This is a genomic window from Runella sp., assembly GCF_965279615.1.
Classification (GTDB): domain Bacteria; phylum Bacteroidota; class Bacteroidia; order Cytophagales; family Spirosomataceae; genus Runella.
The window spans coordinates 7,567,327-7,580,803 of sequence record NZ_OZ257252.1 but is presented as its reverse complement, the minus strand read 5'-3'; the positions used below and the strand labels follow the sequence as shown (position 1 = coordinate 7,580,803).

At 43.4% G+C, this 13,477-nt stretch carries 13 protein-coding genes; 9 read left to right on the top strand and 4 right to left on the bottom strand.

What is annotated here, in order from left to right; all coding sequences use genetic code 11:
• Positions 1-22 precede the first annotated feature (22 nt).
• Both ACQY73_RS32140 and ACQY73_RS32135 read left to right on the top strand, forming a co-directional pair.
• Positions 23-1,045 carry a hypothetical protein gene (locus ACQY73_RS32140; RefSeq protein ID WP_428658313.1) on the top strand — a complete coding sequence of 341 codons (1,023 nt, stop codon included), beginning with the start codon at positions 23-25 and terminating at the stop codon, positions 1,043-1,045.
• 1,430 nt (positions 1,046-2,475) lie between these two features.
• Complete coding sequence (locus ACQY73_RS32135) at positions 2,476-3,180, top strand: LytR/AlgR family response regulator transcription factor (RefSeq protein ID WP_428658311.1); 705 nt, start codon at positions 2,476-2,478, stop codon at positions 3,178-3,180.
• Between the two features lie 83 nt (positions 3,181-3,263).
• Here the strand turns inward: ACQY73_RS32135 and ACQY73_RS32130 are convergent, their stop codons facing one another.
• Complete coding sequence (locus ACQY73_RS32130) at positions 3,264-3,914, bottom strand: DUF4197 domain-containing protein (protein WP_428658309.1); 651 nt, start codon at positions 3,912-3,914, stop codon at positions 3,264-3,266.
• A gap of 428 nt (positions 3,915-4,342) precedes the next feature.
• Here ACQY73_RS32130 and ACQY73_RS32125 point away from each other — a divergent pair, with 428 nt between their 5' ends.
• Both ACQY73_RS32125 and ACQY73_RS32120 read left to right on the top strand, forming a co-directional pair.
• Positions 4,343-4,747: a hypothetical protein gene (locus ACQY73_RS32125; protein ID WP_428658307.1), complete on the top strand. Its 405-nt coding sequence runs from the start codon at positions 4,343-4,345 to the stop codon at positions 4,745-4,747.
• Positions 4,748-4,758: 11 nt separating this feature from the next.
• Positions 4,759-5,166, top strand: coding sequence for a hypothetical protein (locus ACQY73_RS32120; protein WP_428658305.1), 408 nt, complete (start codon positions 4,759-4,761; stop codon positions 5,164-5,166).
• Here the strand turns inward: ACQY73_RS32120 and ACQY73_RS32115 are convergent.
• Both ACQY73_RS32115 and ACQY73_RS32110 read right to left on the bottom strand, forming a co-directional pair.
• The gene (locus ACQY73_RS32115; RefSeq protein WP_428658303.1) at positions 5,163-6,641 is read right to left on the bottom strand and encodes an aldehyde dehydrogenase (NADP(+)); all 1,479 of its coding nucleotides are present in this window, start codon (positions 6,639-6,641) and stop codon (positions 5,163-5,165) included. The two genes, ACQY73_RS32120 and ACQY73_RS32115, sit on opposite strands and share 4 nt — an antisense overlap.
• Positions 6,642-6,662: 21 nt before the next feature.
• Positions 6,663-7,118, bottom strand: a complete 456-nt coding sequence (locus ACQY73_RS32110) for a nuclease A inhibitor family protein (protein WP_428658301.1) — start codon at positions 7,116-7,118, stop codon at positions 6,663-6,665.
• A gap of 49 nt (positions 7,119-7,167) precedes the next feature.
• On the opposite strand from ACQY73_RS32110, the gene ACQY73_RS32105 reads away from it, so the two are divergent.
• Positions 7,168-7,764, top strand: a complete 597-nt coding sequence (locus tag ACQY73_RS32105) for a hypothetical protein (RefSeq protein ID WP_428658299.1) — start codon at positions 7,168-7,170, stop codon at positions 7,762-7,764.
• Positions 7,765-7,966: 202 nt separating this feature from the next.
• Positions 7,967-8,299, top strand: a complete 333-nt coding sequence (locus ACQY73_RS32100; RefSeq protein WP_428658297.1) for an L-rhamnose mutarotase — start codon at positions 7,967-7,969, stop codon at positions 8,297-8,299.
• A 507-nt stretch (positions 8,300-8,806) separates the two neighbouring features.
• Here ACQY73_RS32100 and ACQY73_RS32095 read toward each other — a convergent pair.
• The gene (locus ACQY73_RS32095) at positions 8,807-9,868 is read right to left on the bottom strand and encodes a saccharopine dehydrogenase C-terminal domain-containing protein (protein WP_428658295.1); all 1,062 of its coding nucleotides are present in this window, start codon (positions 9,866-9,868) and stop codon (positions 8,807-8,809) included.
• Positions 9,869-10,278: 410 nt separating this feature from the next.
• On the opposite strand from ACQY73_RS32095, the gene recJ reads away from it, so the two are divergent.
• The 3 genes from recJ to ACQY73_RS32080 all read left to right on the top strand — a co-directional run bounded on the left by recJ (position 10,279) and on the right by ACQY73_RS32080 (position 13,464).
• Positions 10,279-12,000, top strand: a complete 1,722-nt coding sequence (gene recJ / locus ACQY73_RS32090) for a single-stranded-DNA-specific exonuclease RecJ (RefSeq protein WP_428658293.1) — start codon at positions 10,279-10,281, stop codon at positions 11,998-12,000.
• A gap of 112 nt (positions 12,001-12,112) precedes the next feature.
• Positions 12,113-12,847, top strand: a complete 735-nt coding sequence (gene lptB / locus ACQY73_RS32085) for an LPS export ABC transporter ATP-binding protein (protein ID WP_428658291.1) — start codon at positions 12,113-12,115, stop codon at positions 12,845-12,847.
• A gap of 98 nt (positions 12,848-12,945) precedes the next feature.
• On the top strand, positions 12,946-13,464 hold the full coding sequence (locus tag ACQY73_RS32080) for a DUF4199 domain-containing protein (protein ID WP_428658290.1): 519 nt from the start codon (positions 12,946-12,948) through the stop codon (positions 13,462-13,464).
• Positions 13,465-13,477 lie beyond the last annotated feature (13 nt).

The following is a 13,477-nucleotide window of genomic DNA, read 5'->3' as shown; positions in this document are numbered from 1 at the left end:
GTGAAATTTACCCTTCTCCGCTATGGCATTCATTACCCACAAAAAAATTCCGTTCCGTATCAATGCCGCTTTACGCAGTTATTTGGAAAATTATAACCGTGAAGTCACTTTGCCCATTGATTACCGTTATTTGTTACGGTACGACAACGCCATTCCATTGTATGACAAAAGAGGCAATGACACCCTCTGGGAGACGGTATTCTATGCTCACAGCGAAATAGACGAGATCTATTACGCCCTCAAAACCATCTATGCCGACCTGAAAGCCGACGGCGATCTGTCGGTCATGAAGCACTTGTATGTCGACCGGGTTGATGTTTGTTCTTATGGAAATTCCAAGCCTTTCCGGATTCGTATTGTGAATAAAGTCAACGACAACTTTGACTACTTTTACGTTAAAAATGCCGATGCCTCCCGTATCTATGGACTTGAATTAGAGCACATCCTGTCACCCAACCGCATCAGTTATTTGACCGGCGATGAAACCTTAATTGAAGAGCATATTGCAGGAATTCCCGGCGATATGTTTATCAAAAACTACTTATATGAACCCAATCTGAACACCGTTCGGTTTTGCAAAGAATTTGTAAAATTCAACGAGCGTTGTTTTGTAAGGCTATTGGGCGATATGCATTCCAGCAATTTTGTGGTCGATATTACGCCCGATTTTGAAGAGATCTATTACCGCATTCGCTCCATTGATTTTGACCAACAATCGTACGAAGGCAAAAAAGCCGTTTATCTTCCTCAATATTTCAAACAAAATAATGCCATCATTGAAGTAGGTATGAAGTACTTAACGTCGGAAAGTGTAGCACAATACCAAAAAGAAGAACGATCGCTGATCTCGGGGCGTATCAGAGTAGAACGAACACGTATCCAAGACTTGATGAATGTCATGATGGAAGACACTATTTCATTGCCCGAAAATTTGGAGCGATTGAAGCGCGAACTGGCGCAGCATTACAACAACAATAATTTTTTAAAATGCCGCAGCATGGGCGAAGTTGTGATGAGAAGTCTTGAATTGGTATCGGTGCATTAATTACTTGAACATAAATTGTAGGATATTTGACATAAACAGACGGTTGGGTTGTGAGCAACCCTCCGCACGGAGAGTGTACTCCTGTGCAAAGGGTTGCTCACAACCCGACACACTTCTCCAAATACACTTACTGTAAAAGGCCGGCAGAGCGGGTCACGGTACAATTCAGATATCCAGTTATTAGCAGAGTTACCACTGAGGCCATAGACCCAATAATACGAGCTGTTGTATTACCGGTGATCGGGAGTTTCCGAGTCACTTCAGATGCACCATAAGGTGCAGTGGTGGCGGTGGATGAAAAAGTTTGAGTGCCGGTCAAATCTGTCCGGGCAGCTCCATTATTACTTCCTTCAATGCGGTACGTAACCCCGTTGCTGAGGTTAAAACTCCGGGTCATTTCAATTCCGTCCAACACAGTAGCCTGAGAAAATAAAACCTGAAGATCTCCTTATTGGCAACCGCCACTGCGGTATTCCGGTAGCCGTTTTGAGTTCCTGCTGTTCCGCCCAATAAAAGAGAAAAACTCCTTCCGCCAGTTGTCAGTTCAGAAGTAATGGTATGGTAGTAATTACCATTGTATCATCTACATCGTATTCAATGACACAGCCAATTATTTTGACTATTTGGTATAATATTTAAAATGGAACATTAATTATATTCAACAAGGCATTTCGATATACAGAAAGGTATTTTTCTCATTTAAAACACGCCTAAAATGAATGCCAAAATGCACAACTATAACCCTTTACGACATTGTTTTTTCGGTGCATTATAACTTCATACTTTCACTGTTTGCCACATTGCCACACGGTAGTATAATTGAAGACCAACTGAATGAAGCGCCTTAAATTATTGGTTAAACCGGCATTTAAGCCACTATCAGTCACTGCTAAAATCTTGCGAAAAGCCGGCATTTTTAAGGCCGAAGCGGGCCTTCAGTGCCTTGTTCAGCAAAAAAGGGATAGAAAATAAAGGAATACAGGCTTAATCAGAAGTATTATTTTGCAAAAAAAATAAAAAATTTCATTTTTTTAATTGGCGTAAATTTTCCCCTTTACAGGAATTTTCCGCCAATATTCTACCATATAGGTATATAATAAAACACCATAGGTATCTTTTTATAATTATTCCGAATTTTGATAAAATGGTATTTTTTTTACGCAATCAGCTTCATTTAGAATCTACATTTCTATTAATTATTTTGCATGAAATATCCTATCGTAAAGCATACCATATAACTATGGCTTCGCTTTTACTGATTGGTACAATTTTCAACTTAGCTGTTTTTATAATTGCCATAGTTTATACTAAGAATTGGGAGGCAAAACCTTTTATTTGGAGAAAGCCGAAAAAACGGTTTATACACTCAATACTTATGTAGAAAGCCAAAAACCTTTTGAACCTCTGAGAAAAGTTACTTTAATGAGAAAATGATCAAGAAAATCAATTATTTGGTGGTCAGCACCGGCAATGTGAGTAAGCAGGTGATTGATTATGTTAGTGAACTGCCCTTTTTTTCAACCCCAACGACTTGCCGCAGTTTTGGCGAAATAGGTGAATTAGTAAAAAATACTCAGTTTGATGTAGTTATCCTGGATGCTTCGCTTGAAGGATTCAAGGAGCTTATTTTTCCTTTTAACAATGGTTATTTGTTCGAGATCATTGTGATATCATCGGACGAAAGAGATGCTTTGAAAGCGTTTGAACTGGGCGCAACCGGCTATTTATTAAAGCCACTCAACGCCGAACGTTTTTCAGCGGTTTATTATAAAGCCATAAAAGCCAACATCGCCAAAAACAGCATTTCTTTAGAGCACAAACTAATCATTAAATCGGGTAGACGTATGGAAATAGTGGCGTTTGACCGTATTATCTATATTGAAGCGTATGGAATGTATTCCAAGATTTTTCTGGAAGAAGGAAAAGTACTGGTCGTGAATGCCATCCTTGCCGGCGTAGAACAACAACTGCCGGCCAATAGGTTTGTACGCATTCACCGTTCTTACATCGTCAATTCCGATAAAATTACCGGTTTTGATAAACGAAAAATTTATCTGGACGAAAAAGCGATTGAAGTTGGCGGCGCGTATCGATCCAATTTCAAGCCTTTGTTCACTATTCTCGACAAAGAGTAGTTGACAGGAAACAGGAACAGCTTTGGCGGTAGTGATACGATTTATCATTACCGCCAAAGTTGTTTTATTACTCTTTAACTTCTTTATTTCTGCCCAAAGACTTTTTGCAAAACATCATTGACTCGCGCAACAGGGTCTTTCCGAATCTTACGTTCTTCCTGCGCTACCAACACAAACAATCCATCAATCGCTTTTTGGGTAGCGTATTGTTTCAGGTCCGGATTTACTTTCTGCACCAACGGAAGTTTGTTGTACGTATTCACCAGATCCGCATAGTATTTGGTTGCATTGTTAAGTTTCAGCGTACTGTCTACCACGGGAAAGAATTGATTGTACAATTCCTGATTTGTAGATTTGCGCAGGTATTGCGTAGCTGCGGTAGAATCTCCCCGTAAGATTCCTACGGCGTCCTGAATGGTCATCGAAGTAATGGCTTTCACAAAGACCGGTTTGGATTTCTTGGCAGCATCTTCGGCGGCACGATTGAGCGATAGGATAAATTTATCTACCTCACCGCCTAAACCTATTTGCCGTAACTTAGTCTCTACTCGTTGAACATCAGGAGGAAAAGCCAACTTGATCAGGTTATTTTTGAAATAACCATCCAACGCCGATGCCTGCGACGCACCGTTGGAAATACCGACTTTCAGGGCTTCTTTTAACCCCTGTACAATTTCATCGTTGCTTAAATTACCAACTGACTGATTGTTTAAGACTTGCCCTGCCTTTTCCAAAGTCCGCCAAGGCCTTTTTTCTGAGTTTCCTGCGCTAACGCATTAATGGCAAAAAGGAAGGTAAATACGTAAATGAAGGGTGTTTTCATGATGTGATAAACGATTGAAAATAAAACCGGTAAGCCACTTTTTGTTTTAATTTGCCCGAGTGACCATCAGACATTCACTACGTTAGCAAGTGGTGAAACTTATTAAAAATGATCTTTAAAACCAGAACCGTAAATGACAATTTCGGGTTTCTAAAAGCGAAAAAAAACATCTTAGTAAATTCCGTCTGCATTGGCAGTGTACCTTTAGACTAACTCTCTGCCAAATAGTAATCGTATACAGGCAGGATAAAAATAATTTTAACTATCATACCGCCGGCATTCCAACTGTAATCAAGTTATAAGCGTCTGTAGAGAACAAAACCTTATTCGCGTTCACTCATGAAAAAATCAACCGTTTTATTATTATTGTTATTTGTCAGTTTCATATCCTGCAATAAGGGTATAGACAATGAATTGACAGGAACCTGGAAATTACTGTCTTATTGTAAACCAACCGGAAGCAGCACTTGTACTCAAGTCACTGTTCCGACCGACAAAGGCGTTTTTATTTCTTTTTCCACTAGGAATGAGTTCAATGAATATTATCAAAATACCAAGCCGGTGGATTACAGTTTTTTGGGTTGCGGCGGCGGCAGCTATGAAATGGAAGATAAACATATCAGAATCAGAGCGCTGTGTATGTCTTCGAGCAATGGTCAGTTATTTCAACTTGTTTCCGTTACGTCACAACGTTTGGTTTTAAATCCGTTTGGATCAGGTGAATATGTTTTTGAAAAGCAATAAACACAATAGCTATGAAAATGATCAAATTGTTCATTATCATTATATTACCTGTATTCATAGGCTGTCAATCAGATTCCATTAAAGGCAACTGTTCTGCTGTACATCTAACGACTGAATTGACCACACTCACAAGCATTGAGCTTTTCAGCGTTCAGGAAGTAAAAGTCGCAGGAAACACGCTTACGATACAATTCGCCTACGGCGGAGGCTGCGACCCCGACCACAAATTTGAGCTTTATTTACAGCCTTTGCCTTCTACTTCCCTATCGGCGTTTGAAGGGCGAGTGGTTTTCACCACAAAAGACCCCTGCAAACGCTTGGACACCAAAGAGTTCTGTTTTGATCTGACGGAGTTAAAAAGCAAATACCCCTCCGGCAGTATCAACATTCGAGGTTTTAAGGAACCTGTTGTATTTTAATCTTTCCCCCAATTACCATTCACCATCCGCCATATTACTAAGGGATTTTCCGCTTTGAGTTCGTCAGGCAGTAAATGATTTGGAAAATTTTGAAAGGCCAACGGCCGCACAAAACGCTTCATGGCATGAGGGCCAACGGAACCAAAACGACCATCGGTACTGGCAGGATAAGGACCACCATGTTGCATGGCCGCGCAAACCTCTACGCCCGTAGGAACACCGTTCAAGATCAAACGTCCGCACAAAAGGCTGATCGAAGATAATAGATCGACGGCCTTAGACAAATCCTGCTCCGTTCCGATAACAGTACACGTCAATTGGCCTTCCAAATGGTCAATCACTTCCTGCATTTCTCCGGCATTTTTGCACTTAACGATCAACGAAAAAGGACCAAAAACCTCCTGATGAAGTGCCGGATTGGCCACAAACTGCGCCGCCGTCACGGAAGCGACGGAAGGAATACCGTCTTCTTCACCATACGCAAGCGAAGTCTCGGCTTCTACCGCCACGCTCTCCTGCGTCAAGACGTCCGTCCGTTTGGTCCTGAATGCTTTGGCAATGCCCGAATGAAGCATGGCCGCAGGTTGAATTTGGCGAATCTCAGCCGCCAATGCATTGCTGAATGTGTCTAACCCTTGACCTTCAATTCCGATAATGAGTCCCGGCTTGGTACAAAATTGACCCATACTTCCCGTGATAGAACCTGCATATAATTTGGCGTATTTATCCGCTTCTTTCTCAAGCGCATCTTCCAGCAAAAAAACCGGATTTGTGCTACCCATCTCGGCAAAAACAGGAATAGGAACCGGGCGTTGAGCAGCCAGATCAAACAACGCTTTTCCTCCCGCAAAAGAACCCGTAAAGCCTACTGCTGCCGTTTTGGGGTGCAACACCAAGGCCTTTCCCACTTCAAAACCGGCCCCGTGTACATGCTCAAAAAGTCCTTCGGGCATTCCTGTTTTGGTAATTGCTTTCTTCACGGCATTTGCCACCATTTCGGAGGTTTCGGGATGAGCAGGGTGCGCTTTTACCACTACCGGACACCCGGCCCCCCACGCCGCTGCGGGGTCAACCCCCGCCGTAGAGTAAGCAAAGGGAAAATTGCTCGCCCCAAATACCACCACCGGCCCGATAGGCACCAACATATTCCGAATATCGGGTTTAGGCAAAGGTTGGCGTTCGGGAAGTGCCGTATCAATTGTAGCCTCTATCCACGAACCTTCGGCTACGACATCTGCAATGTTGCGAAGTTGAAAACAGGTACGGCCGCGCTCGCCCGTCAGACGTGCCGCAGGCAGGTGGGTTTCGCGCATGGCCACCTCAATCACTGCCTCCCCCAAGGCCTCAATTTCGTCGGCGACGGCACGTATGAATGCCGCTTTGTCTTTACCGGATGTATGACGATACTGTAAAAAAGCAGCATAAGCACGCTGCATAGCTTGGTCGATCTGCGTAGTGTTTGCGTCTTGAAACATTTTAGTGATTTTTAGTGAAATTTAGGTTTCCACAAGCTTTGTTTTCAGTCCTCCCCATTCCTTGTCATTGAGTTGCCCCACTAAAAACAGATCAATTTCGATCTGCCCAACGCGAAAAGCCTGCATACTTTTCAAATTTGTTTCCAACAATTGCTTTACAGATTTAAAAGCATCTACCTGTGCACGTTCGTCATCGCCGTACCATTCTTCTTCCGCCAAAAGCGGCTTCCAGAATTTCTCGGGCGAAATCTCCTCCGATTTTACCGAAGGAGGATACCCCAAAAAGAACTCTATGTCACTGACTGTCAACGCTCCTTTTACTTTTGCCTTAAAACTGAACCACTCAATAGGTTCGTCCGATTCGCTTGGATAAAATAAATCTTTCACCAAATTAGTGACTTCTGCGGGGAACTCCGTCTTAATGCCGGAATCAGTTGAATCGGAAGTTTGAAGATTGTCCGGTTGATTGTTTTCCATTATGAAAATATCTCTAAATTTGATTCAAACTTAAAAACTTTTCAAGACAATGTTAGAGCAATTAATGGGTCTTATTCAAGATCACTCACAAGATGCTATTGTAAATAACCCTGCAATACCTAATCAACACAATAACGATGCAATGCAAACCATCCTGAGTTCAGTAACGGGAGGCTTGCAAAACCAAGCTCAACAAGGGAATCTTAGCGGTTTGATGGGTCTCCTGTCAGGCAGTAACGGTACAGGAAGCAGCTTAATGAACAATCCAATTGTTGCAGGAATTGCTCAAAACGCTATCGGAAGTTTAATGCAAAAATTTGGGCTTTCAAACAACGCTGCGGCAAACGTTATTGCTCAGGTTTTACCGGGAGTACTGACTTCAATGATCTCAAAAACCAGCAATCCAAACGATAACAGCATGGATTTTGGCAGTATCATGGGTTCATTGCTGGGCGGTCAACAAACACAACAGGCTCAACAGCAGGGTGGATTTGACTTTAACCAGATCGGTTATGCAATGGCCGACGGAAAATTGGACATGAACGATGTAATGCGCATTGGCGGAAGCTTAATGGGCGGCGGCGGAAGCAATAACTCCGGCGGTGGTGGCCTAGGAGGCTTATTGGGCGGTCTTTTCGGAAAATAATTCTGCCAGTACACTTCGATCTAAAACGGGAAGGCAATGATTGCCTTCCCGTTTTTTTATTTGCGCAAATTTAAACTCTCCCACCAAATTTATCTTTGAAGTGCCGGATAAGGACGCAGGAATATTCAAAAAAATGGGTAAAGAAATTATTCTTGACTGCTTTAATAGCCAAACATAATTTATCCAACTTATTGATTAACGTATGCCGCGCTACTGCCTTGCTCTCGACCTCAAAGACGAGCCTACACTCATTGCTGAATACGAAAAATACCATGAAAAAATCCGTCCGGAAATTGCCGAAAGCATCACCGGTTCGGGCATTACCCAAATGGAGATTTACCGAATCGGCAATCGGCTTTTTATGATCATGGAAACCACGGATGATTTTTCATTTGAGGAAAAAGCCGCTGCCGATGCCGCCAGTCCAAAAGTTCAGGAATGGGAAAATCTCATGTGGCATTATCAACAGCCGCTTCCTATGGCGAAAGAAGGCGAGAAGTGGGTGATAATGAAAAATATATTTAAATTGGTATAAGGGTTTTTGTAACTGAAAAATGATAAATAATAAATGTAAAAGTAAATCCCAAACCAATGTAGGGGCAGGCCTTGCGTCTGCCCACGGCGAGGCAAAGAAATAATAAATGTAAAAGTAAATCCCAAACCAATGTAGGGGCAGGCCTTGCGTCTGCCCACGGCGAGGCAAAGAAATAATAAATGTAAAAGTAAATCCCAAACCAATGTAGGGGCAGGCCTTGCGTCTGCCCACGGCGAAGCAAAGAAATAATAAATGTAAAAGGAAATCCCAAACCAACGTAGGGGCAGGCCTTGCGTCTGCCCACGGCGAGGCAAAGAAATAATAAATGTAAAAGGAAATCCCAAACCAACGTAGGGGCAGGCCTTGCGTCTGCCCACGGCGAAGCAAAGAAATAATAAATGTAAAAGGAAATCCCAAACCAATGTAGGGGCAGGCCTTGCGTCTGCCCAATGACGATGTCCAAATACGTCGAATTAGGCAAACGCAAGGCTTGCCCCTACGGTTTGGTTAATTATTATCGCGGAAAAATGATCCATTTTCGGTCGCTAAAAAGGCATCAAACGAAATTTCTTCCTGTTTGATAAAACCTTGCTGCGGCAGCGTACCGGCCGCTACCATTTCCACAACGGCCGCAATCGACGCAGCCGTTGTCCAGGAAATAGCTCGCCAATGCTGCCCGTCAATCAGGCGCGGATGATAAGCCCGATAAAGTTCTTCGCGCGCAAGGCCATCGGCTTGCCAGCCTTCTACTACGGCATATACATATACCACATCTTCTTTTACGGGAGGCTTGGCCGCCGTTAAAATCTCTTCAATTTGTTCCCGGCGGTTTTTCAGAATCAATTCATACAACAAAAACCGCATCAACTTGGCGTGTCCGGGATAGCGAATCGTTTTGTAATTGAGCGTGTCGACTTTGCCGAGATAGGTTTCACACATGGTTCCCAAGCCGCCCGAGGTGCTGAATGCCTCAAATTCCTGCCCTTCAATATTAATTACTTCAATGCCGTCCAGCGACGACACCATTTTGCGCTCGCCGTTGTGAATTACCTCAGCATCATTGATATATTCATTGATCACGCCGGCAGGCGACCACGTAAATGAATACCCTAACAATCCATTGGGATAACACGGCAACGCACCAACGCGGAGTTCAATATCACGAATTTTATCGAATCGTTTAGCCAAGTCAGCTCCTACAATTCCGATCAGCCCCGGCGCCAAGCCGCACTGCGGCGCCATTACGCCACGGTGTGTTTCGGCCATTTGTCGAATAGCGGCCGTTGTAGGTACATCTTCGGTCAGGTCAAAATAATGGATACCTAATTTGTACGCGGCGTTAGCAATAGGCAAATTAAGATTATAAGGCATACAGGACACCACAGCGTCGAAATCGGCAAGTGTTGTTTCGATAAATAATTCATCCGTTACGTCCCCTTCGATCATTTCAAAAGGAAAGGATTTTGTAGGCCGGCGTTTATCCAAACCTTTTACGCTGAATTGTTTGTTAAGCAGGGTAGCCACCAATGAGCCAACCTTACCCAAACCAATCACTAATACATTTTGCATGGCAGTTTATCGATTTTTGGATGGAATATAAAATGATAGTAAAATCAAAGAAAGCGTCTTTGTCACACGAAGAGAATCCACGATAAAAAAGGAACTTCAGCCAAACGGCCGGTGACAATACTGAAAGTTAGGGCACAAAGGAGCAGGCACTACGGAGGTAGGCCAAGCGGGCAAGGGATTTTTTGAGGTCGGGATTCATGACAAAGCAAATGTAAAAATCCTTTGTTGTTTGGGCAAGGAGTTGTTAAAAAAACAAAACAGAGCACTCTGACGATTTTGTATTATGCATAAATAACCGGTCATAAATAACTCATAAACAGCGCCTTTTCGGTCTAAATATTCCAATAGAACGACACACAATCAGGCATTAAATTTAAACGCTTTCAATGATTTTCGTTAATTTGCAGACTATGAATACCAAACGCTGGACATACCGACAAACCCTAACGCCAAATCAACAAGCCCAAGCCGACGCCCTTGCAACTTCCATAAACGTAAATCCGTTTTTGGGGCGCTTGCTGGTGCAAAGAGGTATTACAACGTTTGACGCAGCCAAAGCTTTTTTTCGCCCATCACTTGACCACCTCCATGATCCTTTTCTGATGAAAAACATGGATAAAGCCGTGGCAAGATTACTCCAAGCGTTTGAAAACAAAGAAAAGATCATCATTTACGGCGATTATGACGTTGACGGCGCTACTTCTGTGGCTGTATTTTATGGTTTTTTAAAAAAACATTATTCGCGCATTGAGTATTATATTCCTGACCGATACATTGAAGGTTACGGCGTTTCGTCGCAGGGAATTGATTATGCCGAAGCTAACGGCTTTACGCTGATCGTAACGCTTGACTGCGGTATCAAATCAGCGGATAAAGTAGCCGAAGCTAAGCAAAGAGGTATTGATTTTATCATTTGTGATCACCACCGTCCCGATGCCAATCTGCCGCCCGCAATAGCCGTTTTGGACCCTAAGCAGGAAGACTGCCCATATCCTTACAAAGAATTAACGGGATGTGGTGTAGGCTTTAAATTATTGCAGGCATTGTGTCAACAGGGTTTTGCGGACGAAACCGACCTCATGGAGCAGCTTGATCTGTTGGTGGTAAGTATTGCCGCTGACATTGTGCATATCACGGGCGAAAACCGCATTTTTGCCGCCTACGGGCTCAAAAAGATCAACGAACGTAAACGCGTTGGCTTAAATGCTTTGATCGAGATTGCAGGTTTTCGTAATGCCCTTGACATTACCAATGTTGTCTTTGGGCTTGCACCGCGAATCAACGCCGCCGGCAGAATTGCCCACGCCAAAGAAGCTGTTCGGCTGTTACTTTCGCCTAACAAAGTGGATGCAGAGTCTTTTGCGCAGGAGATCAACAAACATAACAGTGACCGCCGCACGTTTGACACAAGCATCACTGACGAAGCACTCAACATGATTCGTGAGGATGAATGGATGATGGGCGCTAACAGCACCGTGTTGTACAAAGAAGATTGGCACAAAGGTGTTGTGGGTATCGTGGCCAGTCGATGTATTGAGCATTTTTATCGCCCGACTGTCATTCTTACCAATTCACACGGCAAAGCGGCCGGTTCGGCACGTTCGGTGCCGGGTTTTGACGTGTACGAAGCCATTGAAGCCTGTTCTGATCTATTGGAGCAATTTGGGGGTCATACATTTGCCGCAGGGCTTTCTCTATCGGTAGACAACGTTCCGGCATTTCGGGTACGGTTTGACGAGATCGTTAAAACGCGGATTTTACCTGAACAACTTACTCCGCTCGTTGACATTGATATGGATCTGGAATTGAACGCCATCAACGGCAAGTTTTATAATATTATCAAGCAAATGGCGCCGTTTGGCCCCGAAAACATGACACCGGTGTTTGCAAGTCATCAGGTACGCATGAGCGGTACACCAACCATCATGAAGGAAAAACATCTCAAAATAGAAGTGTTTCAGCCCTCTGCGCAGGGAGCCATTAAGTTTACGGCGATTGGATTCGGCATGGCAGATTTTTACCCCAAACTCATCAGCGGAAAGCCTTTTTCCATTGCCTATACAATCGAAGAAAATACGTTTCGTGACAAAACGACGTTACAGTTGTATTTGAAGGATATTAGATTTGAGTAACGGCACTTTTTTCACACAGGAATCCTCGTCGACAAAAAATCCACAACCGATTGCTCTCCGTAATAAACAACCTGTCGAAATAGTAAAACCAGTTGGATAGAATAAGCCCAAAATGATTTTAAGAACAGAAAATTTAATAAAAAAATACGGCTCTCGCCTTGTTAATGACAACGTAAGCTACCAAGTGGGTCAGGGTGAAATTGTTGGATTATTGGGACCCAATGGTGCCGGAAAAACGACTTCGTTTTACATGGCTACGGGATTGGTCAAGCCCAACAGCGGCCACGTTTACATTGACGATAAAGACATCACCGATCTTCCCATGTACAAACGCGCCCGCTTGGGAGTGGGCTATTTGGCGCAGGAAGCGTCCATATTCAGAACGCTGACCGTGGAAGAAAACATCATTGCCGTACTTCAAATGACCACTCTTTCAAAGGCCGATCAAAAAGCAAAATGCGAAGAACTCTTGGATGAATTTAACCTGCATCATGTGCGCAAAAACAAAGGTATGGTACTTTCGGGAGGCGAACGACGCCGTACCGAAATAGCCCGTTGTTTGGCGGTTGATCCTAAATTTATTCTGTTGGATGAGCCTTTTGCCGGCGTAGATCCGATTGCGGTAGAAGATATTCAAACGATTGTGGCCCGATTGAAATTTCGGAATATCGGTATTTTGATCACGGACCATAATGTATCGGAAACACTGTCTATCACCGACCGAGCCTATTTATTGTTTGAAGGAAAAATTCTGAAACAAGGCACACCCGAAGAACTCGCCGCTGACCCTCAGGTGCGCCGTTTGTATCTGGGGCAAAGTTTTGAGTTGAAACGTAAGGTAGTATAACCGCTTGCCTTGCGCTGCAACCATCTATCCATTAAAATTCTTTCGTTTGGGCGAGCTTTTTACTTTTGCCACCCATAAACTTCTTAACCACTACTACAATGGAAACACAAACTACTACAGCCCGTACTGCCCTCAAATTTGGTCTGATCGCCGGTGTTGCTTACATTATTTTTACTACTATTTTATACGTTTCCGGGCAAGCGGCCAACTCTTCACTCGCATGGATCAGCGTCATCATTCCAATTACAACGATGGTACTGGCAATGAAGGAATTTCGAACATCAAATGGAGGTTTCCTGAGCTATGGGCAAGGGCTTGGAATCGGGACCTTGATGTCAGCGATCTCGGGATTTATTTCGGCAACCTATTCTTACATTTACAATGAGTTCATCGACCCCACTTTACGTCAACAAATTCTTGATAAAGTACGCGAAGATCTTGAAAATCGCGGCATGGACGATGCACAGATCGAGCAGGCCGTTGAAATGAGTCAGAAATTTTCCACTCCGGGGCTTACCTTTGTTTTTGGTATTTTAGGGGCTATTGTCATCGGTTTTATCATTGCGCTTATCATATCTGCCATTATGAAAAAAGACAAACCTTTTGAATTGGAGTAACCAATCATTCGCC

Coding starts and splice junctions, on each gene's coding strand:
- ACQY73_RS32140 (WP_428658313.1), top strand. CDS start 23: ATGGCATTCATTACCCACAAAAAAATTCCGTTCCGTATCAATGCCGCT.
- ACQY73_RS32135 (WP_428658311.1), top strand. CDS start 2,476: ATGATCAAGAAAATCAATTATTTGGTGGTCAGCACCGGCAATGTGAGT.
- ACQY73_RS32125 (WP_428658307.1), top strand. CDS start 4,343: ATGAAAAAATCAACCGTTTTATTATTATTGTTATTTGTCAGTTTCATA.
- ACQY73_RS32120 (WP_428658305.1), top strand. CDS start 4,759: ATGAAAATGATCAAATTGTTCATTATCATTATATTACCTGTATTCATA.
- ACQY73_RS32115 (WP_428658303.1), bottom strand. CDS start 6,641: ATGTTTCAAGACGCAAACACTACGCAGATCGACCAAGCTATGCAGCGT.
- ACQY73_RS32110 (WP_428658301.1), bottom strand. CDS start 7,118: ATGGAAAACAATCAACCGGACAATCTTCAAACTTCCGATTCAACTGAT.
- ACQY73_RS32105 (WP_428658299.1), top strand. CDS start 7,168: ATGTTAGAGCAATTAATGGGTCTTATTCAAGATCACTCACAAGATGCT.
- ACQY73_RS32100 (WP_428658297.1), top strand. CDS start 7,967: ATGCCGCGCTACTGCCTTGCTCTCGACCTCAAAGACGAGCCTACACTC.
- ACQY73_RS32095 (WP_428658295.1), bottom strand. CDS start 9,868: ATGCAAAATGTATTAGTGATTGGTTTGGGTAAGGTTGGCTCATTGGTG.
- recJ (WP_428658293.1), top strand. CDS start 10,279: ATGAATACCAAACGCTGGACATACCGACAAACCCTAACGCCAAATCAA.
- lptB (WP_428658291.1), top strand. CDS start 12,113: ATGATTTTAAGAACAGAAAATTTAATAAAAAAATACGGCTCTCGCCTT.
- ACQY73_RS32080 (WP_428658290.1), top strand. CDS start 12,946: ATGGAAACACAAACTACTACAGCCCGTACTGCCCTCAAATTTGGTCTG.